This window comes from Gemmobacter aquarius (assembly GCF_003060865.1).
In the GTDB taxonomy this organism is placed as follows: Bacteria; Pseudomonadota; Alphaproteobacteria; order Rhodobacterales; family Rhodobacteraceae; genus Paragemmobacter; species Paragemmobacter aquarius.
In genome coordinates, this window is the sequence record NZ_CP028920.1 from 135,472 (window position 1) to 159,305 (window position 23,834).

The 23,834-nt window shown below is 62.5% G+C and carries 24 protein-coding genes, 1 pseudogene and 2 riboswitches; of the genes and pseudogenes, 12 read left to right on the plus strand and 13 right to left on the minus strand.

Translation table 11 applies throughout. From position 1 onward, the window contains the following. Positions 1-78: 78 nt before the first annotated feature. The 5 genes from HYN69_RS19895 to HYN69_RS19915 all read right to left on the minus strand — a co-directional run bounded on the left by HYN69_RS19895 (position 79) and on the right by HYN69_RS19915 (position 7,305). Entirely contained in the window at positions 79-2,271 is a 2,193-nt protein-coding gene (locus tag HYN69_RS19895; RefSeq protein WP_108437632.1) for a ParB/RepB/Spo0J family partition protein, read from the minus strand. A 142-nt stretch (positions 2,272-2,413) separates the two neighbouring features. After that, positions 2,414-3,592, minus strand: a complete 1,179-nt coding sequence (locus HYN69_RS19900; RefSeq protein WP_230426608.1) for a helix-turn-helix domain-containing protein — start codon at positions 3,590-3,592, stop codon at positions 2,414-2,416. A 230-nt stretch (positions 3,593-3,822) separates the two neighbouring features. After that, complete coding sequence (gene repB, locus HYN69_RS19905) at positions 3,823-4,779, minus strand: plasmid partitioning protein RepB (protein ID WP_108437633.1); 957 nt, start codon at positions 4,777-4,779, stop codon at positions 3,823-3,825. Then, complete coding sequence (repA, locus tag HYN69_RS19910) at positions 4,769-5,977, minus strand: plasmid partitioning protein RepA (RefSeq protein ID WP_008030564.1); 1,209 nt, start codon at positions 5,975-5,977, stop codon at positions 4,769-4,771. Before repA ends, repB begins: the two co-directional genes overlap by 11 nt. A 440-nt stretch (positions 5,978-6,417) precedes the next feature. Next, positions 6,418-7,305 (minus strand): recombinase family protein, encoded by an 888-nt coding sequence (locus HYN69_RS19915; protein WP_174213682.1) that lies wholly within the window; start codon positions 7,303-7,305, stop codon positions 6,418-6,420. A 230-nt stretch (positions 7,306-7,535) separates the two neighbouring features. Between HYN69_RS19915 and HYN69_RS19920 the strand changes: the two genes are divergently transcribed. Next, the gene (locus tag HYN69_RS19920) at positions 7,536-8,603 is read left to right on the plus strand and encodes a hypothetical protein (RefSeq protein WP_108437635.1); all 1,068 of its coding nucleotides are present in this window, start codon (positions 7,536-7,538) and stop codon (positions 8,601-8,603) included. A gap of 86 nt (positions 8,604-8,689) precedes the next feature. Here the strand turns inward: HYN69_RS19920 and HYN69_RS19925 are convergent, their stop codons facing one another. The 6 genes from HYN69_RS19925 to HYN69_RS19950 form a co-directional block, all read right to left on the minus strand. Next, positions 8,690-9,454 carry a 3-oxoacyl-ACP reductase gene (locus HYN69_RS19925; RefSeq protein ID WP_108437636.1) on the minus strand — a complete coding sequence of 255 codons (765 nt, stop codon included), beginning with the start codon at positions 9,452-9,454 and terminating at the stop codon, positions 8,690-8,692. Further along, positions 9,451-10,257: a bifunctional hydroxymethylpyrimidine kinase/phosphomethylpyrimidine kinase gene (gene thiD / locus HYN69_RS19930; protein ID WP_108437637.1), complete on the minus strand. Its 807-nt coding sequence runs from the start codon at positions 10,255-10,257 to the stop codon at positions 9,451-9,453. The genes HYN69_RS19925 and thiD overlap by 4 nt, the downstream gene beginning before the upstream one ends. Further along, complete coding sequence (thiE, locus tag HYN69_RS19935) at positions 10,254-10,862, minus strand: thiamine phosphate synthase (protein WP_108437674.1); 609 nt, start codon at positions 10,860-10,862, stop codon at positions 10,254-10,256. Before thiE ends, thiD begins: the two co-directional genes overlap by 4 nt. Further along, on the minus strand, positions 10,862-11,647 hold the full coding sequence (gene thiM, locus HYN69_RS19940; RefSeq protein WP_108437638.1) for a hydroxyethylthiazole kinase: 786 nt from the start codon (positions 11,645-11,647) through the stop codon (positions 10,862-10,864). The genes thiE and thiM overlap by 1 nt, the downstream gene beginning before the upstream one ends. A 67-nt stretch (positions 11,648-11,714) precedes the next feature. After that, a riboswitch (TPP riboswitch) is annotated at positions 11,715-11,809 on the minus strand. A gap of 26 nt (positions 11,810-11,835) precedes the next feature. Beyond that, on the minus strand, positions 11,836-12,741 hold the full coding sequence (locus HYN69_RS19945) for a DMT family transporter (RefSeq protein ID WP_108437675.1): 906 nt from the start codon (positions 12,739-12,741) through the stop codon (positions 11,836-11,838). A gap of 248 nt (positions 12,742-12,989) precedes the next feature. Continuing rightward, a complete protein-coding gene (locus tag HYN69_RS19950) occupies positions 12,990-14,111 on the minus strand; it encodes a CobW family GTP-binding protein (RefSeq protein WP_108437639.1) in 1,122 nt (373 codons plus the stop codon). 65 nt (positions 14,112-14,176) lie between these two features. Between HYN69_RS19950 and hisI the strand changes: the two genes are divergently transcribed. From hisI to HYN69_RS19995, 9 genes and pseudogenes are all read left to right on the plus strand, one after another. Further along, on the plus strand, positions 14,177-14,647 hold the full coding sequence (gene hisI / locus HYN69_RS19955) for a phosphoribosyl-AMP cyclohydrolase (RefSeq protein ID WP_108437640.1): 471 nt from the start codon (positions 14,177-14,179) through the stop codon (positions 14,645-14,647). A gap of 7 nt (positions 14,648-14,654) precedes the next feature. Next, positions 14,655-15,041, plus strand: a complete 387-nt coding sequence (locus HYN69_RS19960) for a Fur family transcriptional regulator (protein ID WP_159082592.1) — start codon at positions 14,655-14,657, stop codon at positions 15,039-15,041. A gap of 96 nt (positions 15,042-15,137) precedes the next feature. Then, a pseudogene (aztA, locus tag HYN69_RS19965) lies at positions 15,138-15,879 on the plus strand (zinc ABC transporter ATP-binding protein AztA). Beyond that, positions 15,876-16,739, plus strand: coding sequence for a metal ABC transporter permease (locus tag HYN69_RS19970; RefSeq protein ID WP_108437642.1), 864 nt, complete (start codon positions 15,876-15,878; stop codon positions 16,737-16,739). Before aztA ends, HYN69_RS19970 begins: the two are co-directional and overlap by 4 nt. 12 nt (positions 16,740-16,751) lie before the next feature. Further along, on the plus strand, positions 16,752-17,756 hold the full coding sequence (locus tag HYN69_RS19975) for a metal ABC transporter substrate-binding protein (protein ID WP_108437643.1): 1,005 nt from the start codon (positions 16,752-16,754) through the stop codon (positions 17,754-17,756). Between the two features lie 9 nt (positions 17,757-17,765). Next, the gene (locus HYN69_RS19980) at positions 17,766-18,728 is read left to right on the plus strand and encodes a CobW family GTP-binding protein (protein WP_108437644.1); all 963 of its coding nucleotides are present in this window, start codon (positions 17,766-17,768) and stop codon (positions 18,726-18,728) included. Next, positions 18,728-19,756 (plus strand): WD40 repeat domain-containing protein, encoded by a 1,029-nt coding sequence (locus HYN69_RS19985; RefSeq protein ID WP_108437645.1) that lies wholly within the window; start codon positions 18,728-18,730, stop codon positions 19,754-19,756. Before HYN69_RS19980 ends, HYN69_RS19985 begins: the two co-directional genes overlap by 1 nt. Next, positions 19,756-20,028, plus strand: coding sequence for a hypothetical protein (locus HYN69_RS19990; RefSeq protein WP_108437646.1), 273 nt, complete (start codon positions 19,756-19,758; stop codon positions 20,026-20,028). The genes HYN69_RS19985 and HYN69_RS19990 overlap by 1 nt, the downstream gene beginning before the upstream one ends. After that, positions 20,025-20,354: a hypothetical protein gene (locus HYN69_RS19995; RefSeq protein ID WP_108437647.1), complete on the plus strand. Its 330-nt coding sequence runs from the start codon at positions 20,025-20,027 to the stop codon at positions 20,352-20,354. The genes HYN69_RS19990 and HYN69_RS19995 overlap by 4 nt, the downstream gene beginning before the upstream one ends. On the opposite strand, the gene HYN69_RS20000 is transcribed toward HYN69_RS19995, so the two are convergent. Both HYN69_RS20000 and HYN69_RS20005 read right to left on the minus strand, forming a co-directional pair. After that, positions 20,355-21,011 carry a DUF1826 domain-containing protein gene (locus HYN69_RS20000; protein WP_159082593.1) on the minus strand — a complete coding sequence of 219 codons (657 nt, stop codon included), beginning with the start codon at positions 21,009-21,011 and terminating at the stop codon, positions 20,355-20,357. After that, positions 21,008-22,222 carry a GTP-binding protein gene (locus HYN69_RS20005; protein WP_108437649.1) on the minus strand — a complete coding sequence of 405 codons (1,215 nt, stop codon included), beginning with the start codon at positions 22,220-22,222 and terminating at the stop codon, positions 21,008-21,010. Before HYN69_RS20005 ends, HYN69_RS20000 begins: the two co-directional genes overlap by 4 nt. Before the next feature lie 118 nt (positions 22,223-22,340). Beyond that, a riboswitch (cobalamin riboswitch) is annotated at positions 22,341-22,554 on the plus strand. A gap of 30 nt (positions 22,555-22,584) precedes the next feature. Here HYN69_RS20005 and HYN69_RS20010 point away from each other — a divergent pair. Both HYN69_RS20010 and HYN69_RS20015 read left to right on the plus strand, forming a co-directional pair. Further along, positions 22,585-23,037, plus strand: a complete 453-nt coding sequence (locus HYN69_RS20010; protein ID WP_108437650.1) for a DUF1636 family protein — start codon at positions 22,585-22,587, stop codon at positions 23,035-23,037. After that, positions 23,034-23,819 carry an ABC transporter ATP-binding protein gene (locus HYN69_RS20015; protein WP_108437651.1) on the plus strand — a complete coding sequence of 262 codons (786 nt, stop codon included), beginning with the start codon at positions 23,034-23,036 and terminating at the stop codon, positions 23,817-23,819. The genes HYN69_RS20010 and HYN69_RS20015 overlap by 4 nt, the downstream gene beginning before the upstream one ends. The last annotated feature ends 15 nt before the right edge of the window (positions 23,820-23,834 follow it).

Genomic DNA, 23,834 nt, shown 5'->3' on the forward strand with positions numbered 1-23,834 from the left:
GCTTTCGCACTCATCATATTGATATTGTTGTATTTCGTAGTTATTGAGGGCGAGTTTCCCCGCCCTCGGGGGCTCAGATCACTCCGCAGCCATCATCGCGGTGCTTTCCACAGGCAGATCGGCCATCAGGAAGGCGGGCAAGTCGATCTCAGCGTCAATTTCAGCAGCGCCCAAGGGTTCTTCGTTCAAAGCCCCCTGCCCTTCTGCTGCGTCATCCCCGTCCAGAGCGGCAAGATCACTACGCCGCAGAACCTCCGGCAACCAGCCGCTGCCCTTGAGCAAGCGCTCGGCTTCCGTCGCCATCTCGCCCTTCTTCAGATGGTCGAGCAGCTGTGCGGTGCCCTCCCCCTTCGCCTCACGCACAGCTTCAAGGATACGCGCCTTGGGAACACGGTTCAGGTAATTGTCCGGTGTCGGCTCCCAGCCTGCCGCTACCATATCAAGATCGACAGCTTCAGCCACGATCTCAGACTGCGCCATGCGGCGGACCAACCCACTGGCCGAGATGCCCGCCCCATAGGGGTTCACCTTCTCATGCAGAGCATTAATCCCGAAGCTCAGGCAATGCGCCAGCAGAGACAGACGGCTGGCCTGATCGAGGGCCGAGAGATAGTCCCAAAGCACGGCATCGTCGCCAAGCGGCAGATCGGCCTCCCAGGCAGCATGACGATCGTCCACCGCCTTGGCCACCGGACTATCCTTCAGATCGGGGGCCTGTGCTGACATGTAGACGGGGCGCACAGATGCCTCCAAGCAACTGCCCGAAGCCCCGGAACTGCGGAAGGTGTCATTGACCAGCTTCATCAGCAGAAGGGTCAGGGCAACGTCAGGCGAACGCCCAATCGCCTCCCGCAAGGCGAGGGTGCGATGTGCGGTCAGCTCCATCACCAGGCGCTCCGGCAAAGGCTTCAACGCGCCATCGTCCTCATCGTCTGGCAGACCGGCACTGATCGGCTGGCCCCCGGAAGTGATGATGGTGGTCGCAGACGAACCAGAGGGAAGCTGATAAGCCGAGACACCATCATCGGCCCCCTGCCCTTCCGCACCCAGTTCATCGCCAAAGTTGGCCACGGTCTCTTCGCGAGGCTCATCCTCCGGCCGGACATAGCCGCGATGGGCAGCCAGGTTGCCATCCCGATCCAGCGTTACGAATACGCCGGCACGACCAACCTCGGCCGCATCAAAATTCAGCGGGCGCCGCTCGAAGGCTTCCATGGCAGCTTCCAGCTCGCCGAGCCGGGCGTCGATCTCTTCGGGGTATTCGTCCTGACCAGAGTATTCCTCTTCCAGTGCGCGATACTCGGCGAGCAGCTTGGCGTGCTCTGCAGCTTCATCAGCGCTCAGCGGTGAAGGATCGCCAACAAGACGCCGCAGACCGTGACTGTAGCCGTAAGGCAGATCGGTTGACACCTCGATCCACTTCCAACCCTCAGCGGCGATTGCCTGGGCCTCGGCTTGCAGCTTGTCCGCGACCAAACGGTCGAGCAGGGCAGGGTCCTCCAACCAGCCGCCATCATCGCCTTGGAAGAGATCACGCAAGACAACGCCACCCGCAGCATCATAGACATCAACACCGACAAACACTGCGCGCCGATCGGAGGCCCGCACAGAGGTCTCAGTCAACATGCGCCGGATGGAATAGGGCTCCTTGTTCCAGGAGTTCTTCACCGCATCCCAGACCTGCACCTGACGCGCGTGATCGGGGTTCACCGTGAAGGCAATCAGCTGTTCCAGCGTCATGCCATCCTCGGCGTAGACCTCGAGCAGGGCAGGGGCCACGGACGCGAGTTTCAACCGCTGTTTCACGATCTGCGGCGTCACAAAGAAGGCCGCCGCGATCGCCTCCTCACCCTGACCCTTATCGCGCAAAGCAACAAAGGCGCGGAACTGATCGAGCGGGTGCAACGCAACGCGCTGCATGTTTTCAGCCAGGGAATCGTCCTCGGCCAGAATATCTGATGTCACATCACGCAACACACAAGGCACAGGCGCCGTCTTTGCCAAACGCTTCTGCTTTACCAGCAGCGACAGCGCCTGAAAGCGTCGACCGCCAGCCGGGATCTCGAACTTGCCGGTCTCGACGCCATCGGCATCTAATACAGGCCGCACGCTGAGGCCTTGCAACAACCCACGGCGAGCGATGTCCTCGGCCAACTCTTCTACCGACACACCGGCCTTGATGCGCCGGACGTTGGACTGGCTCAGCACCAGCTTATCAAAGGGGATGTCCCGTGAGGACGACAGGGTGATCTTCTGGGCAGCTTGGGCCATCAGGTTTTCTCCACGACGGGCGCCGGGAGCCACTCTCCCGATCTCACTTCCCGCCACCCTCAAACCAACCATTCTCACACTTTCGTACTGGATATAGGTGCTAACGACAGACCGGCAGGGCGGCGCGTTTCAGTTGGATGATTTATGTACCAACGCAAAGTTGGCCATGGCCAACTCTTGTCTTGGCGCAACCGGCTAGGATTCTCGATAGGTAGTTGTCTGGGCTTTTGACCTGGTCGATCTTGCAGGCCATTTGATCTGCCACCTGAATCGCTTTTTCTATGCCAAGCACAGACACCGCCCTACCCAACAGAGCGCTGTCTATTCTCAGCATCTTACCAAACTCAAATAGCAGCTGTAGGAGGCCGTGTTCTGTGGTGGGGTAGTCTGGATAAAAGGCCGGGATTTCGGTCAAGCAAGCCCATAGCTCTGTCATCGTGCGCGGGAAGGTTTTTTTTGTATATGATTTTTGAGTCTCTTTGTGCCGGACATTTTGCCCGTCTGAGGCGGTCGGTTTGTTCGAGTTAGAAGGCGGGGCTTGTTCTTGGCGTTGTTCGTGTTGCAGATCGTTGGCCGTGGCCAACTCTTCCAAATGCGGTACGCTTGGAGTGACTACCTTACTTTGCAGGATGCATTTGAGTCTGCTGATGACGCTGCTTGCCTGAAGTACAGTGACTCCGGTTCGACGCATAAAGTTGCGGGCGGCTTCGACGAACTCTAGGGTCTCGCCGTGCAGGCATAGGGAGAGGCATTCACCGCGCAGTTTTTGGATGTAGGCTTTCATGCCTCGAAGTTCGTCGGCTTCCTGACGATGTTTCTGAGACAGTGCAAGGATTTCGCCAGACCGTGCGAGCAGGGGCGACAGGTCGATGCCGAACGCGCCGATGACTTTACCGTTGCGCATAATTGGGAATCGTTTGCCGTTGGCGCTGTCTCGCCGTTGGATTAGGTTCGCAGCTTCAAGTTTCTCAAGGTGTCGCCGAAGTTGCCTGTCCGTTATGCCTTTCGCGCGGAAACATAAAGTGTCGTTGCAAGCGAACACGGTCAGCAGGGTGAGTGGCGTGATTGGGCTGTCATTCCCTGTTTTCGGATCGTTGCAGGGAAGGCAGCTCAAGAGTGCGTCAAGCACAACGACTGAAGGCGGCCGCAGGCCCAGTGCGCGACCTGTGGTGTTGACCGCCGCCATAAGCGCGCGCCGCGTTACAGGTACGAAGTGTGGCTGGTGTTCGATCGTGCCAATACCGGCGAAAGAATCGAAGATTGAAGGCGCACAACTCAGGTGTGCCTCGACCTCGATGGTCGTGACTGCTTCTTGTTCCATCTGTTTTCAGACAGCAAAAGGATACCGGTCACCGAAATCGGTGTTGCAGTGATTCGATTTTTTGGGTACCAATAGATTGCGAGTAAATCGGGACCCTCTGGAGTGCTTCACCGCCTTCGGGGGGTTTCTTTTTGCGCTACGTCTGCCTCCTTTTTGATTGTTTCTTGCCTGTTTGACTAGGGTTGACCATGGCCAACCCTATAAAGATCAATCACTTAACCGTTTCGGCGTCATGATTTTTCTTTCCACTCCTTGTAGAGGCGCTCAAGCTGCGTCTCCACGAAGTTGATGAACCCGCGCTCCTTTTTGTCGGAAACCTCGATCAAAAGACGTTGGCCTTTGGACCTGAAAGCCACCGAAGTTGCGTGCATCTTGTTGAGCGGGGCAGGGGAGGGGCCCTTGGCGGCAGACTCCGCTGCGTTCTGCTGTGCATCCGCAACCTTCTGCAGCGCATCGATGACAGCGCTGAGCTTCTCTGCCGCAGTGCCTTCTTCAGGAACAAGCAAGAGGACAGAACTGTCTGAAGGGGCGTTTTCGGTTTTGACCAGACGACGCAGTTCCAGCCATGGGCGACGGCCTGCTTCATGCGCGGCGCCAATTTTGTAGATCACTGCGTCGGGCACGTCTCGGGCAACGCCAATCAGTTTGCTTAGCGTTCCCTTGTCGACAGCTAGCACATCGCCGATCTCGGCCCGGGTGAAGCCCTGGTCCTCTAGCTTGGTGGCGAAAATGGCTTGTTCGATGAAGCTGCGTTCTAGGCGCGCAGAGTTTTCCAGGGCCTGTGAGACAAGCGCCTCACGGTGGTCCATTTCCTTGACATAAGCCTTGACCTTGATCCCAAGCACGCGGCACGCGGCAATTCTGCGGCGTCCGTAAACCACCTCATAGCGAGGGCCAGGGCCACGGCGATAGCGGAGCAGTGCAGGGAGCTGTTGTCCTGATGTCCTGATAGACTCGATCAGATCATCAAGCCCTTCGGATACGTCAAAACGATCCGCGATTTCAGAATCGCCGATCTCATTGACATCTACGTCCTGGGCGGCTTGTGCCGAGACCTGAGAAAGGACGTCTGACATGCTCCTCAGGGAACGAGGCGAGCTTTCGTCCACCTTCGACCCGGCCTCGGCAGCAACCAAAGGCTTTGAGCCCATTTGTGCTAGGCTCTTGGCAAGAAGATCACGCTTCATTTGTGCCCCCTCGACCCCATGCTGACTGGATCATCTTTTCAATGTCATTTGAAAAGCTCATCACCGACTCTAGGGCTCGCTCATAAGTCTTTCGGTTCTTGGTCGTAGCGAGGTCCACTTCGAAGATTGTCTTCTGCGAAAGGCCGGCCTCGCTAACCGCCGAAGACTTCACGAAGGGCGTCTTGATCACACTGTCGCCTAGCAATTGCCTGAGCCATTCAGACAAGTCCTGCTGCGTGCTGATAGCGGTGTCGAAGCGCGTCAGGAGGTAGGCGAAATTGTCATACGCGCCGATGCCACCGTTCGAGTACAGGACTTCCAACACGCCCGACGCCATCGTCAGGAACTGGCTGGCCGAGGCCAGGTCGACACGCTCAGGGATGATGGTCATGAGAAGCGACGTCGATGCACAGACCGCCGCCATCGTCAGATAGCCAAGCTGAGGCGGGCAGTCGATTAAAACGATGTCATAATCGTCTTCAACCTGTCGTAGCGAGTCGCGGATCCGATTGAAGAAGACGGGTTGTTCGCCACGGCTCAGCGCGGTTGGAGTTTCGGTTTCGAATTCCGAGAGCATGATCCCGCCGGGCACTAGATCGAGGTTCGGGAAGTAGGTCTTGCGCAAAACGTCCACGATAGGCACCCGGGACGTTTCGCCATCGTTGTAGCGAATTGCATCATACAGCGTGCCGCCGTGACGGAAGTCGATCTCTGGCTGGTATCCAAAGAAGGTCGTCAGTGAGGCCTGAGGATCTGCATCGACCAAACACACACGGTATCCACGCAGGGCGAGCCTCATCCCGAGAGTCACGGTGGTCGTAGTTTTGCTGGATCCGCCCTTGAAGTTGACGGTTGACCAGATCTGAAGCTTGTCACCTTGTCGCCGACCGGGAAGGAACTGAAACGGATCCTTTGCATTCTGAGCCAGAATGTTGCGGATCTGGAGAATGTTCTCGGCGGAATAAAGGCGCTTGTTACCCGGTCCCTGTTCGACTTCTGGAATTCTGCCGTCGAAATGCGCCTTGCGCAGATAGCCGTCGCTCACCCGCAACAACTCTCCGACCTCTGCGCTTGTGAAGGCGCGGAGTGTCTTTTCTTCCTTTGGTGCCAGAAAAAGCTTCGACATATGTTCAAGGGCTTCAGAAAGCCGCTCTGCGTCTGCCTTGAGCTTGTCATGCAACACTTGGTGCATCATCATTCGCCTGTCTCGAGACATCTCTTAAGCGTTACCCGTGATCTGCAGTCGATCGGTGCCAGCAGGAACGCAGTGGACGTCGTTTTCTTAGTTTTCGCGTTACAGATATGACGCCCGTCGGGAAGAAACTCAAGGCAAATCTTGTGCAGCTATCTTGTGCTTTCTGCGGACCATGGCACCATATGATGCGAAAAGGCTAACGTGACCTGTTAAAGATTGGGTGTAGGACATTGTAAAGATTACAGAAAATGTCGCGAGACTTATCCACAGGACCCGACGCCCTTGAACCTACGCGTGATGCTTGGAAAATCTCTGACCAGGCTCAGTAACGCTGTAGCAGACCTGACCACGGCAATCGTGTTCGCGTGAGCATCGCAAGCGATTCTTCGTCTGAGCCCGTCGGTAGAATGCCTTTTGGCCTATTGGGCACCGAAAAGCGTTACCTAATACAACAGTCTCAACTTCTTCGCCCGCTCCAAGATCATCTTGACCGATGACGGCTCCCACTTGCTGCGGCCCCTAGGTGTCCGTTCGCGCATGGTCTCTAGCCGGTCGCAGATGGCTTGAAGAGTCATCTTGGGATCTGCGCCTTTGATGCCCGCGACGATGGCGGGCAGGCGATCATCCTTGTCGGATGCGGTCGCACGGGAAAGGACAGTGTCTGGCAGCAGGCCTTCGCGGACGAAGGTTTTGGCAGCACGGATCAGGCGGGGCAGGGACCAAGGCTGCGCCTCGCTCGGCAGACCTGAATTGACGATGCGCAGCACGTCTTCCCAAGGCAGGCCCGGTCTCAGACGGCGCACTTCCGGCACCCACTGTTCAGCACTGGCATTCAGTTTCTGGAAATGGCTTTCCACTCGCGCGGCTCTTGCCTTGCGGATTGCCACGGGGTCGCCCGCCTTTAGGCCTGGGTTGCCGCCAACCCGCCCTTCTGCCTTCGCAGATCGCAACCCGGCCTTGGTGCGCTCGCGTATCAAGGTCCGTTCAAACTCGGCGGCCGCACCCAGAACCTGCAAGGTGAACTTGCCCTGAGGCGACGCCGTGTCGATTGGATCCTGCAAGGACCGGAAATGTGCGCCTTTCGCCTCCAACCGCTCAATGATCTCCAAGAGGTGAGAGAGTGAACGGGCCAGGCGGTCGATCCGAACCACGACAAGTGTATCGCCAACGCGCAGTTGATCCAGCACACGCGCCAGAACAGGCCGGGTGCGACTGCCGCCCGAGGCTTGCTCTTCGGCAATTTCCACGCAGCCTGCGGAGCGCAACTCCAGAACTTGGGGCAGGGCGGTTTGATCTTCGGTGGAAATACGCGCGTATCCGATGAGTGGCACGGGGCAGGGGGCCTCTTTTGCAATTGCGGATGTCATGAGTAAACGACCGTTTGAAAACGAATGCAAGGGTGCGTTCTGTGGTGTTGATCGCCAGAAAGCCCTTGGTTTCCATAGACTGACCACGACCAGATATCTCTCCACGGACACCTCGCGCGCGTGCTCCGTGAAGCGTATCTGTAGCCTTACTAAAAACTCTTTGGTAATCTGCAAAATACGACTATTTTGCACATATGAAGTTATATAACCCTGTTAATACTGATAATCCTGAAGAAACCATCGTCGATTCCGAGAGGGTTGGACAGGCGTCCGAAGACGACCTGTGGTTCCTGCCAGGTCCGATGGAAGAGGAACCGGATTATCTGCCTCCAGGCCCAATGACTGAGCCTAGTGAAACCTCAGTACTTGCGGCTTGGGCTCGGGCCGAAGCGGGTTGTGCGGCCCGCCTCGCACAGGTGGCCGGAAGACTGGGCGCGCTTGACGACCGTCTGCGACGCGGCCCATTGGGTTGGCGGCACAGATTGGCTCTGATCGAGGCTGCAGAGCTGAGCTGGTTCGTTGGCGATCGAGTCAGCCCTGAACGCCTTGCACTCTGGATCGCGCTTCGGCTGTCTGGCGCGCAGGAAGACTCAGGGGCGCTGTCTCGTGTTGGATGGGCCGTTCGGCGTCTGACTGGAGGGCCTGGCCCCGAAGCTGGGCTTGCCGATTTTCTCGACCGCCGGGACCCTGAGAATATAGCTGATGACGCCGATCGTTTCGCTGAACGTGCTGATGGCTGGCTCGCCTTGATGGAAGCCAGCCGACATTTTCACCCTATCACTCGGGCTTGTCTGGGCTTCAACCTTTGGAGCCTGGCAGGTCTCGGTCAGAATGGCGACCGGATGGAAGCTGCGGTCACGGCAGGACGTGTTGCTGCAGCCGAAGGGAAGGGTGCAATTTTCGCACCGCTGGCACTGGGTGGGGCAGGGGGGCTTCGTGCCGGCGGACCTCCGGCAGAGCGGTTGACCCGATGGCTGGACGGGATGAACAACGCATGCCTCGCAGCGATGCGGCACCTCGACGAACTCGAATTATGGTCCACCCAAGCGGAAACTGTCATGTCAGTGTTGTCTGGCCGTACTCCTCCGGCTTTGCGCGCTGTATTGACCGAATGGCCCTTGGTCTCTGCACCGATGGTCGAGACTGTGATCGGCGCCAGCCGCGCGGCTGTCCAGCGAAACCTGGCTTGGATGGAGGCGCGTGGGCTAATCTGCGAAATGACCGGGCAGGGGCGTTATCGGATGTGGCGCGCGGCGATCTGAAAGCTTTGGATCACGATTTTCGCCACTTTGCATTTGGAATTGACCCGGCCGACACATCCAAGGCTGCCCGGCGACGGAAGTATGCATCATCCGAACACTAACCCGCCATCGACGATCAGGTTCTGCCCCGTGACTGCGCGCGCCCAGGGCGAGGCGAAGAACAGCACGGCGTCGGCCAGATCCTCGGGCGTCGTCACCCGGCCCAGAGGGGTCTGGGCGGCGATGATGTCGAACACCGCTTCGGGCGTGGCGGCGCTGGCGTCGGTGGTGCGCAACAGGCCTCCCGACACCATGTTCACCGTGATGCCCAGCGGCCCCAGTTCCTTGGCCGCCGTGCGGGTCAGCGCCAGAAGCGCACCCTTGGCGGCGGTGTAGTCGTGATAGGGCACGACCGGGTTCTGCATCAGGTTGGTGCCGATGGTGATGATCCGGCCAAAGCCTTGCGCTGCACAATGCGCCCGCATCGCGGCCAGACAGTTCAGCGCGCCACCCACCGCCGTTTCGGCCTGCCGCGCGATATCGGCCCATTGCAGCCTGTCAAGATGCGCCCGCGCATCGCCGTTGAAGGCGAAATCAGCCAGCGCATTGTGGACCAGCACATCCGGGGCCCCCAGACGCTCAGTGATCTGATCCACCATCGCCGCAACCTGCGCGGGGTCTGTCACATCGGCGCGAAACGCGGCGGCGCGCGGGCCAAGCTCGGCGGCCAAGGTCTCGGCTGCGGTCTGGCTGTTGCGATAGTTGATGGCCACCCTTGCGCCTTCGCGGTGAAAGGCGCGGGCGATGGCGGCACCAAGGCCACGGCCACCGCCGGTGACAAGGACGGTCAGGTCAGACAGGGGACGGGTCATGCGTTGGTTCCTTTGAATTGGGCGAAGAAGTGATGGGTCGGGCCGTGGCCACTGCCCACCGTCAGCGCATTGGCGTTGGCGATGGCGGCGGCGACGTAGGCCTTTGTGCGTACGGCGGCGTCGGGCAGGGGCAGGCCAAGCCCCAGAAACGTAGCCAGCGCAGACGACAGCGTGCAGCCTGTGCCATGGGTCTTGCGCGTGGCGTGGCGGGAACCTGTAAGCCAGGTGAGGACATCGGTACTTACCAGGAGATCGGGGCAATCACCGCCCGGCAGATGCCCACCTTTCAGCAGCACCGCCCGCGCCCCAAGCGCCAGCAGCGCCTGCGCCTGTTCCTGCATCTGGTTGCGGGTTGCGGCCTCGGGCACGCCCAGCAGATCGGCCGCTTCGGGCAGGTTGGGTGTGATGACCGATGCCAGCGGCAGCATCGCGCGCAGGGCGGCAACCGCATCGGCCTGCAACAGCCGGTCGCCGCTTTTGGCCACCATCACCGGATCCAGCACGATTGGCGCCTCTAGGCCCGCCAGCGCATCGGCAACCGCGCCGATGATGGGGGCGGTGCCCAGCATCCCGATCTTGACCGCGTCCACCCGGATATCGGCGCGGATCGCCGCGACCTGAGCCGTCACGAAATCCGGCGCGATCATCTGCACGGCAGTCACGCCTTGGGTGTTCTGCGCGGTCAGCGCGGTGAGGGCGGCCATGGCATAGCCGCCATTGGCCGAGATCGCCTTGATATCGGCCTGAATCCCGGCCCCGCCCGACGGGTCAGAGCCTGCAATCGACAGGATGTTGGGGATCATGCCACGCTCCATTCTGACAACAAGGCACGCGTGGTGGCCTGCGCATCCGGCGCGCGGGTCACAGCCGTGACCACGGCCATGCCGCAGGCACCGGCGGCGCGCACCGCCGCCGCATCGCCCGGCTTCAACCCGCCGATGGCATAGGTCGGCAATCCCGCCTCTGCCACGATCTGCGCCAAGCCGTCAAAGCCGATGGGCGTGGCGTGGTCGTGCTTGGTTTGCGTGGCGCGCACCGGCCCGGCCCCGATGTAATCCACGCCGGGCGGGATCACGCGCGCCTGCGCCACCGTCTCGATGGACAGGCCAAGCATCATCCCCGCAGGCATCCGCTGGCGGATAAGGGCTACATCGCCGTCGCCTTGCCCGATGTGCAAGCCGTGCGCGCCGGTGGCCAGTGCCACCTCGACCCGGTCATTGACGATCAGCCTCGCCCCAAGCGCCGTCAGTTCCGGCATCAGCAGCCGCACCAGCGCCGCCAGATCATCGTCCAGCGCCGTCTTGTCGCGCAATTGCACCCATGCCGCCCCGCCGCGTGCTGCCGCGCGCGCCTGTTCGGCCACGGCCAGGGCGGCACCCGGATCGGTGATCACATAAATCGGGCCCATCATGCGCGGCTGACCTTGGCGCCTGCGGTCACCTCCTGCGGCGTCAGGCTGTAAAGCGCGTCCAGAAACGCCACCTGAAAACTGCCGGGGCCAGCGGCACCTGCCGCCCGTTCCCCGGCCAGCCCGTAATAGGCCAGCGCCGCCACGGTGGCAGGCAGGGCGGGCTGGCCCACAGCAAAAGCCGCGATCGCCCCGTTCAGCGAACATCCCAAAGCAGTCACGCGCGGCATCAGCGCGTCACCATTGGCCACGCGGAACGCCTGCACGCCGTCGGTGACGTAATCGACCGGCCCCGATACAGCGACCACAGCCCCCGTGCGCAAGGCTAGGTCTTGCGCGCTGGCCTCGGCCGCTGTCACCGGATCGGCGCTGTCGGCCCCGCGCCCCGCGCCACCCATCCCGGCCAGCGCCAGAATCTCGGAGGCATTGCCGCGAATGACCGTTGGCCGCAGCGCCATCAGCCGAGCGCAAACATCCCGGCGAAACTGCGTCGCGCCCACGCCCACCGGGTCCAGCACCCAAGGACGGCCCGAAGCGATCATCACCTGTACGGCCATCTCCATCGCCTCGGCCCATGCCGGGTCCAGCGTGCCGATGTTGACGCACAGCGCCTGCGCAAGGCCTGCAAACTCTGCCACCTCCTCGCGCGCATGGACCATCGCGGGCGACGCCCCCACGGCCAGCAGCACATTGGCTGACACGTTCATTGCGACGAAATTGGTGATGCACTGCACCAGCGGCGCGGTGCTGCGCAGGGTGGCAAGGGTGGTGCCGAGGTTGTCCATTCTATTCTCCGGCCGCGCGCAACGGGGCCAGAGGTGGCGTCGGGGATGGCCAAAATACGGCCAAAGGGGACACCCACCGCAGACTCCCTACGCCAGCATTATCTGGTTCAGGTTCAAAGGGTGCTTCTCAGCCCGGTTGCCCGGACGCCCCTGTCGCGCTGCTTAGACACAAATATTTGCAGACAAAGTCAAGTCTGTGGCCTGTCTGGCAGAGCATGCCCTGTGTCTGATTTCGTCGGCCAGACCTCAAGGATGCCACACATGATGACCAATGCACCGCCGGCTATCTCGGTGGGCGACAGAATCTCGCCTGCAAAAACTGCAGCGGTTACTGCACCGAAAACCACTTCGGTCATTAAAAGGATGCCGACGCGTGCGGGGTCAAGTCTCACCGCCGCCCACATCAGCCCTGCAATCGAGATTACCCACCACAGCGCCGCCGTCACCAGAACCGCCCCAGCAACGACCGCCAGATCCGGCGCGGCAATCGCAGGAAACGGCTCCAGCACGGGCGCGGCAACAAGCGAGGTCAGGGCGGCGCCTATGGCGAACAGGAACGCCGACGGCAGCGGCCTGACGTCGGATTTGTTCCGCATCCCCGCCGTGGCAAAGGCCCAGACAAGGCCCCCGACAAAGGCCATCCATTCGCCCAGATCGCCGGGCAGCGGGATATCACCATCGCCTCCCAGCATGATGAACAGGCCTACAAGACCGGTGGCAATGGCAACCAGCCGGAGGCGCGGCACCTGCTGGCGCAGTAGGTACTTCGCGATCAGCACGCTCCAGACCGGGCTGAAGAACCACAGCAGCACAACAAGTGCCACCTTGCCGTACAGAAAGCCGATCGAATACAGTGCAAAGGCCGCCCCGCCCAACATGACCGAAACGATGCCAATGCGGTTTCTACCCCAAAGCGCTCGTTTGTCGGCAAGGACGAAGGGCAGCAGGAACATGGATGCGACCAGCGTGATCGCTCCCGTTCCCCATGCCCCGTCCAGCCCCCGTTCGGCCACGGCCCGGACGGGCACCCAATAAACGCCCCAGATGACGCCCGTTACAAGAACGACGGCCGAGGCCAGAAGGCTTGTGCTCATTTGTTTTCCTGTTCCGGACCGGTCGCAGATTTTCAAGACCATGTGTTTCCCACTACATATCGTTCAAGTGGATCACAGGCCGCCGCGTGCCGACAGTGCTTGACTCACTTGCGACAAGGGTGAGGCCATCAGCATAGACAGACACAAACTGGGTTTGAGCCCGGAAGGACGTGCCGCAGACCGGACACAAGCCTTCTTCTGGTAGGCCCGCAAAAAATTGGCGCTAACGAGAAGGTGCAGTCAGCCTTCTAACGGGCATTCACCATCGGCCGTGTCTTCAGCACTTCCAGGCTGTCCAGCAAAGCCTCGCGCGGCAGATCGCGGCCGATGATGACGACGCGGCTCTTACGATCCTCGCCCGACCAGCGGGCAAGGCGGATGGGTGGGTCGATGATGTGCTGGACGCCGTGGATGACAAACGGCGTGTCGAAGCCGTCGGCCCAGATCACCGCCTTCAGGCGCAAGATGTCGGGGCCGCGGGCGGCGATCAAGGTTTCCATCCAGATGTCCAGCATGATCGGATGGATCGGGTCATCAAAGACCATCGACACCGAAGAGATGCGGTCGTCATGGCGGGCCGCCGGGGCAATGGCGGCCAACAGGCTTGACCCCGGGGCCGGGGCCAACCCGAATAGGCCATGGGTTGGGCCGGTTGCAAAGGGGGCCAGCGATTTTGCCAATGGCGGAAGCGGCAAGGATGAAAGCGCATAGGCCGGGGCGTTCACCCAGGCTTCGGCTTCCGGCAACGCACCGTTCATGTCGGGGGCCCCATGGCCGAAAAGCTCGGTCAAAGGAACCGCGCCGCGCGTAGCGGTCACGATGCGCGCCCCGGGGGCAAGGGCCGCAAGCCGGGCGCGGAACCGCTCGGCCTGCGATGGTGTCACGAGGTCGGTCTTGGACAGAACCAGCACATCGGCCATGGCGACCTGCTGAACACTTTCGAACCCGGCATCCAGCGTGGCAGGGCCATGCGCGGCATCGCAGACTGTGACCACCCCATCCATCCGCAGCGTCGCCCCCAGACCGGGCGTCACGATCAGCGTGTGCAGGATCGGCGCGGGATCGGCGAGGCCAGTGGTCTCGATCACGATCCGGTCGAACGCCAGTTTCCCGGCGCTGCGCTTTTCGAACAGGCTTTCCAGCGCCTGCACCAGATCGCCGCGCACCGTGCAGCACATACAGCCGGAGGAGAGAAGCACCGTTTCTTCGGTCGTCTCGACGATCAGGTCATGGTCAAGACCCACATCGCCGAACTCGTTGACGACAACGGCGATGCGGCCTGCCGAGGCATCGCGCAGGAGCGCATTGAGAAGCGTGGTCTTTCCGGCGCCAAGATAGCCGGTGATCAGGGTCAGGGGAATTCGGGACATCTTCGACTTGTGCTATGTTATACTATAACGTATATCTGCCATCGATCCCCTGAAAGCAAGCCAGAATGACCGTTACTTTCGCCCCCCGCCCGTCTGTCCTCGATGTCGAAGAAGGCCTGGCCCTCGCCCCGCGCTTTCCGGCGGATGGCCTCATGCCCTGCGTGACGACCGATGCCGCGGACGGCACCGTGCTGATGCTGGGCTGGATGAACGAACAGGCGTTGCGGCTGACCATCGAGACGTGCGAGGCGCATTACTTCAGCCGCACAAGGCAAGCGGTCTGGCACAAGGGCGCGACCTCGGGCCTGACTCAGACTGTGGTCAGGATGCGGATCGACGACGATCAGGATGCAATGTGGCTGGAGGTTACCGTCGCAGGCTCTGGCGCGTCGTGCCATGTCGGCTATCGGTCCTGCTTCTACCGTGAGGTGCCTATCGGCCCCGCTGCCGGTGGTCCGCTGCGGTTCACCGAGACCGAGCGCCGGTTTGACCCCGTCGCGGTCTATGGCGATGCGCCGAACCCGACGATCCTGTGAGGCCGGCATGGGCGCGGCTTTAACCCCGAATGAGATCGAAGTGCTGGCCCTCTTGCGCGGGGCGAATGGCCCGATGACGGCCTATCAACTTCTTGGCCGGATGCAGCGCAAAGGTGGTGCAGTGGCCCCTCCCACAGTCTATCGCGCCCTGAAAGGGCTGGAAGAGGCCGGTGTCGTGCAACGGATCGAAACGCTGCGCGCTTGGGCCGTGGTCACCTCGCCCGTGCCGGGGGTGGTGGCGATCTGCGACGATTGCGGGTCCGTGCGCAGCGTCGAGGCGCCAAGCCTGTTTGAAAGCCTCCATCAGCGCCTCGCCGCTGAGGGTTTTGCCGAGGCGCGCCAGACCATCGAGGTGCATGGCCGTTGCGGCGATTGCACCGGGGGCCAGGCATGAAGGACCTCCTCCTCTCCGGCGTGGTCCTGCGGCTGACGCTGGCCCTTGGTCTATCCGCCACCCTGTGGGTCGGGCTCTGGCTGGTGGTGGGCTGACATGGCATTGCGCATCCGTGATCTGACACTGGGCTATGACCGGCATCCTGCGGTGCATCACCTTGACCTTGACCTGGCCCCGGGCAGCCTGACTGCCGTGGTTGGACCGAATGGCGCGGGGAAATCCACGCTGCTGAAGGGCCTAACCGGCGAGCTTGTTCCCCTGGAAGGCCGGATCGACCGGGGGGTGGCGCGGCTGGCCTACCCTGCCGCAACTCTCCGAGGTGGACCGCAGCTTTCCCATCGCGGTCGGGGCCTTTGTTGCCATGGGGCTGTGGCATCGGGTCGGGGCCTTTGGTCGGGTCGGGGCCAAGGACGCCGCGCGGGTGGCCGAGGCGCTGGCGGCCGTGGGCCTGACTGGCTTTGACCAACGCCCGATCTCGGCCTTGTCGGGCGGTCAGGTGCAGCGGGTGATGTTCGCGCGGCTGCTGTTACAGGATGCCGACCTGATCCTTCTCGACGAACCCTTCACCGCGCTCGACACCAAGACCGCCGCTGACCTTCTGGCAGTCGTGCAGCGCTGGCATGGCGAAGGGCGCACCGTGCTTGCCGTTCTGCATGACATCGAAGCGGTGCGCAGGCATTTCCCCGAAACCCTGCTGCTGGCGCGCGAAAAGGTCGCGCATGGGGCGACGGATAAGGTCCTGACTGCCGAGAACCTGTTCCGCGCTCGCCAGATGTCTGAGGCTTTCGACGACAGTGCCAATGTCTGCGTCCGCCCTGCCACACGGGGTGCCGCATGAGCTGGCTGGTCGATCCCTTCGCCGACTTCGCTTTCATGCAGAGGGCGCTCTTGGGCTGCCTTGCGATCTCGCTGGGGGCTACGCCGGTCGGCGTGTTCCTGCTTTTGCGCCGGATGAGCCTGACGGGCGATGCCATGGCCCATGCGATCCTGCCCGGGGCGGCGGTGGGCTATCTGGTGGCCGGGCTGAACCTGGGCGCGATGACCATCGGCGGGGTGGCGGCGGGGCTGATTGTGGCCGTCCTGACCGGGGCCGTCGCCCGCTTTACCGCCCTGCGCGAGGATGCCTCGCTTGCCGCCTTTTACTTGATCTCGCTGGCCTTGGGCGTGCTTCTCGTCTCGCTGAAGGGGTCGAACGTCGACCTGATGCATGTGCTGTTCGGTACGGTCCTGGCGCTGGACGACGCGGCGCTGATGCTGCTGTGTGCGATCACCACCTTCACACTGGTCGCGCTGGCGCTGGTCTTTCGCCCTCTGGTGCTGGAATGCGCCGATCCGCGGTTCCTCGCCTCGGTCAGCCGGTGGAGCGGGCCGGTGCATTTCCTGTTCCTTGGCCTTGTCGTCCTGAACCTTGTTGCCGGGTTTCAGGCGCTTGGCACGCTGATGGCCGTGGGGATCATGATCCTGCCCGCCGCTGCCGCCCGGTTCTGGGCCAGTTCCATCGGCGGGATGCTGGCGGTCGCCGCCACGGTCGCGGCCGTCTCCTCCGTCGCCGGACTGTTGGCCTCTTACCACGCAGGGCTCCCGTCCGGCCCTGCGATCATCCTCGCCGCCGGAACCCTTTACCTCCTGTCGCTCGCGTTCGGTCCCTCGGGCAGCCTTGCCGCCCGCTATTGGCCACGCGCCCATCTTGAAGCCTGAAAGGATACTCCCATGATTACTCGCCGTCTCCTGCTCGCCTCCGCCGCCGCATTGGCCTTTGCCGCACCGGCATGGGCCGAAGACAAGCTGCGCGTCATCGCTACCTTTTCGATCCTCGGCGACATCGTTGCGAATGTCGGCGGTGACCGGGTCGAGGTGACCACGCTGGTCGGCCCGGACGGGGACGCGCATGTGTTCCAACCTGCGCCCGCCGATGCGCAGGCGGTGGCAGGCGCGCAGGTGATCGTCGCCAACGGGCTTGGGTTTGAAGGTTGGATGGACCGGCTGATCGAAGCCTCGGGCACAACGGCCGTCCTGATCAATGTGTCCGAAGGGGTAAGCCCGATCGCCTTTGGCGAAGAAGAGCACGCGGAAGAAGGTGGGCATGAAGGCCATGATCACGGTGACCACGCGGAAGGGGCTGGCCACGATGGGCACGATCACGCTGACCATGGCGATGAGGCCGGTCATGAGGGGCATGACCATGGTGCCTTTGACCCCCACGCCTGGCAAAGCCCGGTCAATGTGGCGCTGTATGTCGGCAACATTGCCCAAGGCCTTACATCGGTCGACCCGGAGGGTGCAGCCGTCTATCAGGCCAACGCCGCCTCCTACATCGCGGAGCTTGATGCGCTTGATGCCGAAATCCGCACGGCCGTTGCGGCCCTGCCCGAGGATCGCCGCACGGTGGTCACGTCACACGACGCGTTCGGCTATCTTGCCGCCGGCTACGGCCTGACCTTCGTCGCGCCACAGGGGGTTTCCACAGAAGCGGAAGCATCCGCGCAAGATGTGGCGGCCCTGATTACCCAAATCCGTGAGCAGAGCATCGCTGCCGTCTTTGTCGAGAACATCGCCGACCGCCGCCTGCTCGAGCAGATCGCCACCGAGACCGGCGCGGCCATCGGCGGCACGCTCTATTCCGACGCGCTGTCCGGTCCTGAAGGCCCCGCCGCCACCTACCTTGCCATGATGCGCCACAACCTGTCGCAGCTGACCGCTGCGCTGACCAACTGAGGTAACCCCATGAACGCCCAAACCCCCGTGACCGTGCTGACCGGCTTTCTTGGCGCCGGGAAGACCACGCTTCTGAACCGCATCCTGACCGAGCCGCATGGCAAGAAATACGCCGTCATCATCAACGAATTCGGCGAAACCGGGATCGACAACGAACTGGTGATCGACGCCGACGAAGAGATCTTCGAGATGAACAACGGCTGCATCTGCTGCACCGTCAGGGGCGATCTGATCCGCATTCTGGCCGGGCTGATGAAGCGCAAGGATTTCGATGGCATCCTGATCGAGACGACCGGCATGGCCGACCCCGCCCCGGTGGCGCAGACCTTCTATGTCGATCAGGACGTGGCTGAGAAGACGCGGCTGGATGCCATCGTCACGGTGGTCGATGCGGTGAACCTGTCCACCCATCTGGACGAGGCACATGAAGCCGCTGAGCAGATCGCCTTTGCCGATATCATCCTCCTGAACAAGGTCGATTTGGTGGACGCTGCAGCGCTGGCCACCGCCGAGGCGCGGATCAAGGCGATCAATCCCTACGCCAAGATCGTGAAGACCGAGAAATGTGGCGTCGCGCTGGATCAGGTGCTGGGGCTTGATGCCTTCAGCCTGGAACGCGTGCTGGAGATTGAGCCGGATTTCCTCGACGAAGACCACACGCATGAGCATGAGGAGGATATCACCTCGGTCTCCCTCTCCTCCGACACGCCGCTGGACGAGAAGAAGTTTCAGTCTTGGTTCGGCAAGCTTCTGCGCGAACGCGGGCAGGATATCCTGCGGTCGAAGGGCATTCTCGACTTTGCAGGGCAGGAGGAGCGGTTCGTCGTCCACGCCGTCCATATGCTGACCGATGGCTCACCGCTCGGGCCCTGGCCCGCGGGCAAGGCCCGATCCTCGAAACTGGTCTTCATCGGCCGCGATCTGGACAAGATGGGGCTGGCCGAGGGCTTTGCCGCCTGCAAGGCCGCCTGATGCCGGTCTTGGAGCGGCACGATCCCCTGGCGCCCACCCGCATCGAAATGGGGGGGCGCAAGTATGATTTCGACGCGGTGCCCGTGGCCGTGGCGACGGTAGGTGATACCGCCTTCACCGCTTGGGGCGACGGGCATGTGCGCGTCTTCCGCCCCGGCGCGGAGCACGAGGCCTTGCCGGTCCACAAGGGCGCGATCCTGTCGATGGTGGCGGAATCGTCGGGGACGTTCCTGACCGGCGGCGACGATGGCCGCTTCTGCCGCGTCGGTCCTGAGGGCGTGACCGAGATTGCCAGCCACCCCCGCAAATGGGTGGACCATGTCGCGGCGGGCGCGGGCGGGGTCTTTGCCTGCTCGGTCGGGCGCGAGGTGTTTCTCTGGGACGGTTCCCGGCAGGAACGGCTTGCAGCTCCCTCAACCGTCGGCGGCCTCGCGTTTGACCGCAAAAGCGGGCGGTTGGCGGTCGCGCATTATGGTGGGGTCACAATCTGGGCGCGCGACAAACGTGGCTGGAAGCCCACCGCCCTGAAATGGGCGGGCAGCCACACCGCTGTCAGCTTCAGCCCCGATGACCGCTTCGTCATGACCCGAATGCAGGAAAACGCCCTGCACGGCTGGCGCTTGCGCGACAAGTCCGACCTGCGGATGTCGGGCTATCCGCAGAAGGTGAAGGGCTGGGCCTGGGCTGGTAAACTACCCTGGCTTGCGACCACCGGCGCGGATGAGGCGATCCTGTGGCCCTTTGACGGGGCGCAAGGCCCGATGGGTCGCGGCCCGATGCAACTGGCCTGGGGCGGGCGCGGCTATGTGACCGCGATCTGTGCCTTGCCGGGGCATGAGGCGGTGCTGGCGGGCTATTCCTCGGGCGCGGTGATCTTTTCCGAAATCGACCAGATCGCCGAGCCTCGCGCGGTCAAACGCCCGACCGGCGCGCCGGTAACCCTGCTGGCCGTTACGCCGCTGACGGGCTGGCTGCTGGCGGCAGATGAACAGGGCGGCGTCCTCTGGGCACCTTTGGGGGCGGGCTGATGCTGGGTCTCTTCAACCGTCGCCCCCGCCCGAACGCCGAAGCCGTTGCCCGACTGAAGGAGTGGATCGCAAGCCTCATGTCTCTGGGCGACAAGGATCACATTGCCATTGCCGAGCTTGCCTGCCATGAACCCGGCTGTCCTGATCTGGAAACTGTGGTGACCGTCACCCTTGCCGACCGCCGCCGGTTTGTGCTGCGCTTTCCGTCTTCGGTCGCCGAAGTCACTGAAGCGCAAGTGCAATCGCTGAAATCGAGTGTCCCGGCCCCTTGACCAGCTTTGTCCACCTGATCGAGGGCGACAGCGCCGAGGCCCGTCGAGCGCGCATTGCGGACCTTGCCCGCTCTTCGCGCAATCCTCCCCTCATCCTGACTGAAACGGGCGATGTCCCCTGCACCCCGCTTGACTGGCTGATGGGCCCCGGCTGCACCTGCTGCTTGCCTGATAGCCATCCGCGCCAGCGCCTGTTGCGTGCGGCCTCGCAACCGCTGGCAATGCGCATCCTCATAGACGCAGGCCCGCCCGCCGTGGCCGACCGGATCATCGCCATCCTGCGGGCGATGCCGGTGCGGTTGCACATCAGCATTCTGGGTACGTAGTCAGGAAAGCAGATGCGGCAAACCACAGTCGCAATCTTCTTCGTCTTCGGGCAGATCAACCACCAGCAACAGCCGCGTCTCGCCCGTGCCTGCGATGGGGGGTGAGCGGTGGAGGAGCCCGCAATCCTCGCCCGGCCAAAGGGTGCCGCGAAAGATGGCTGCGTCAAAGGGGGCAAGGGCGTTGTGTCTTGGGACAATTCCGTCAGCTGCGGCGGGCCCGTATTCGGTGCCGTGTCCGCGATAGGCGCACAAGAGGCGCGCCGTGATCCGGTCACAGTGGAACTTGTGGCAGGCGTTGGTCTGGATGACATCAAGACGAACCTGCACCCGCGTCGTCGCCATGACCGCGCCGAAAACCCTGGCCAGCGCGGCAGCATCTGACGCGAGCGTCTGCCGCTCTTGCGACAGAACCAGACCGGTGACGTCGCAGGCGGCATGGACTGCCGCCTCAACCTCGGTCACAGCCATTTGCGCTCGAAGACGCGGCAGCTTGTCGGGGGACACCCCCTCGATCCAGGCGGCAAAGCCCGGATCGCGCTGCCTGCGCCATAGCGCTGCGGCGACACCCGGTTCGTGGATGCGCCCAAGGCCCTCCGAGTGGTCAGAGGCGGCCACCCAGACAGCGCGCGGGCGGGGTTTGCGAAGCGCGCCCGTCATGCCGCCTTCGCATTCCACTGCGGGAAAGGATCGGTAAGCTTGCTCCACGCTTGCGGGGTAAAATCACAGGTGGTGACAAGGGCTGCGTTCAGCGCGGCACAAATCGCCTCTCGGTCAAGGTCCGCGCCGATAAAGACGATCTCTTGCCGCCGGTCGCCCCAGGGTTCGGCCCATTTCGAAGCAATTTCGGCCTGCGCCTCGGGGTGCTTGGGCAGCCGTTCCGCGGGGACGCTTGCCCACCAGCGCCCCAAGGGCGTGACTGATGACATGGCCCCGGCCAGGCTGAACTCGGCCACCCAATCGGGCCGCGTGGCGATCCAGAAATGCCCTTTGGCGCGGATCACGCCCGGCAGGGGACCGTTCAGCACGGCATGGATTTTGGCCGGATCAAAGGGTTCGCGAGCGTGGTAGACGAAAGAGGAGATCCCGTATTCCTCGGTTTCCGGCGTGTGGTTGGCGAAGCCATAAAGCTCCTTGGCCCACATCGGATGTTCGTGCGCGGTGTCGAAATCAAAGAGCCCTGTGTCGAAGATCTGATTCGGGTCCACGCGCGAATGGCTGGTTTCGATCACCTTTGCATCAGGGTTCAGCGCCCGGATGATCTTGCGGGCGGCATCGACCTGGGCGGGCGTGGCGTCGCCCACTTTGTTCAGCACGACGACGTCGGCGAATTCCATTTGCTCGGTCAGCAGGTTCACCAGGCTGCGCGTATCCTGATCACCAAGGCTCTCGCCCCGGTCGGCCAGAAAGTCATGGCTGGAGAAATCGCGGAGCAGGTTCACGGCATCTACGACCGTGACCATGGTATCCAGCCGCGCCACATCTGACAGGCTAATGTCATTCTTATCGCGAAAATCAAAGGTCGCGGCGACGGGAAGCGGCTCGGCAATGCCTGTGCTTTCGATCAGCAGATAGTCGAACCGCCCCTCGGACGCCAGCCGCCGCACCTCAGTCAACAGGTCGTCGCGCAGAGTGCAGCAAATGCAACCATTGGTCATCTCGACCAATTTTTCCTCTGACCGGCTCAATTCTGCCCCTTCGCGGATGAGGTCGGCGTCGATGTTCACCTCGGACATGTCGTTGACGATCACCGCCACGCGGCGGCCGTCGCGGTTGTTCAGGACGTGGTTCAGAAGCGTGGTCTTCCCGGCCCCCAGAAAGCCGGACAGGACGGTGACGGGAAGTCGGGGGTCGGTTTGGCTAAGGTGCATGGCTCACTCTGTTATGTTATACTATAACAAATCTACTTAGAGCGAATCAGAAGGAACTGCAATGTCGTTTGGCGGGTGTGCCCGGTCGGAATGCGGATTGACCACGCCCACAGGAGGCGGCATCTTCGGGCACGATGGTTCCCGGCCAAACCACGCGCGGCCGGGTGAAAAGGGAATACGGTGTGGTGTAGGCATTAGCCGCCAATTCCGTGACTGCCCCCGCAACTGTAAGCGGCGAGCGACCCCCGATGCCACTGGCCTTTTACAGGCTGGGAAGGCGGGGAAAGCCCAGACCCGCGAGTCAGGAGACCTGCCATCGAAGTCAGCAACCACCGGGCGGGGTGCCCCGGAAGGAGTCTTCGATGGACGATAGACCGCGGCGGCCTGCGGGTACGCCTGCCTATTCCGTGGTGCAATCCGCGCCGCATCAGATTTTGGTCTGCAAGGCCTGCAAGCACAGGGGCAGCAGTTGCGCGCCGGGCTTTGCCCTGCTGAAAAGGCTGCGCGCGGCCATTGCGGCGGCAGGTCTTGGCGATGAATTCGAAGTGTCCGGGACCGCCTGCCTTGCAGGCTGCGTGCCGGACCATGGCGGGGCTTGTGTGGTCGGCTGGCGGGCCAATGCCAAGGCGACCTGGCTGTTTGGCGACATTGATCCGGCCCAGCCGATTGATGATCTTGTGGAATTCTCGCGACTCTATGCGGCTGTCGATGACGGCTGGATGAGCGGTCGCGATTGCCCCCCGCGCCTTTGTGACAACACGCTGGCGAGAATACCGGCGGCCCTGATTGTCACCCGCGAAGGGGCGATCCAGTGACGGCCCAAAAGCCCGCCGTGGAATTGACAGGTGTCTCATGGGGGCCCAAGGGGCGGCCTGACATCCTGTCCGACATCAGCTTTGCCGTGCCGCACGGGCAGATCATGGCGATCTGCGGGGCCAATGGTGCGGGCAAGTCTTCGCTGCTCCGCCTCATTTACCGCCATCAGTCCCCGCGGAAAGGCACCGTGCGTTTGATCGGCCGCGATATCTGGGCGATGGGCGCCCCCGAGGCCGCGCGCAACCTTGCCGCCGTGCTGCAGGAACAGCCCACGGATTTCGCCCTGACCGCCCGGCAGATCGTGGCACTGGGTCGTTTGCCGCATCGCAGGGGGTGGGGCGCGGCCCTTTCCACCGCCGGGTTCGAAGATGCCGCGATCATCGAGGGCGCCATTCTGCGGATGGACCTGTACGGTATGGCCGACCGCGCCTTTGGCACCCTGTCGGGGGGCGAGCGTCAGCGGGTGATGGTGGCACGTGCGCTGGCGCAGCAACCGCGCGTGATTGTGCTGGATGAACCGACCAACCATTTGGACATCCGCCATCAGTTGGAACTTCTGGCCCTGCTCAAGGGGCTGGGACTGACCGTTATCGCTACGCTGCATGACCTGACCCTTGCAGCCGAATTCTCTGAACGCGTGCTGATCCTGCGCGATGGCCGCGTCCTCGCCGACGGACCGCCCGATCAAGCGCTGTCGGAAGCCACCCTTGCCGATGCGTTCCACGTCAAGGCGCGCATTGACCGAACCGGGCCAAGCCCGCGTTTCTCGTTCCAACTCTGACCCAAAGGACCCAAC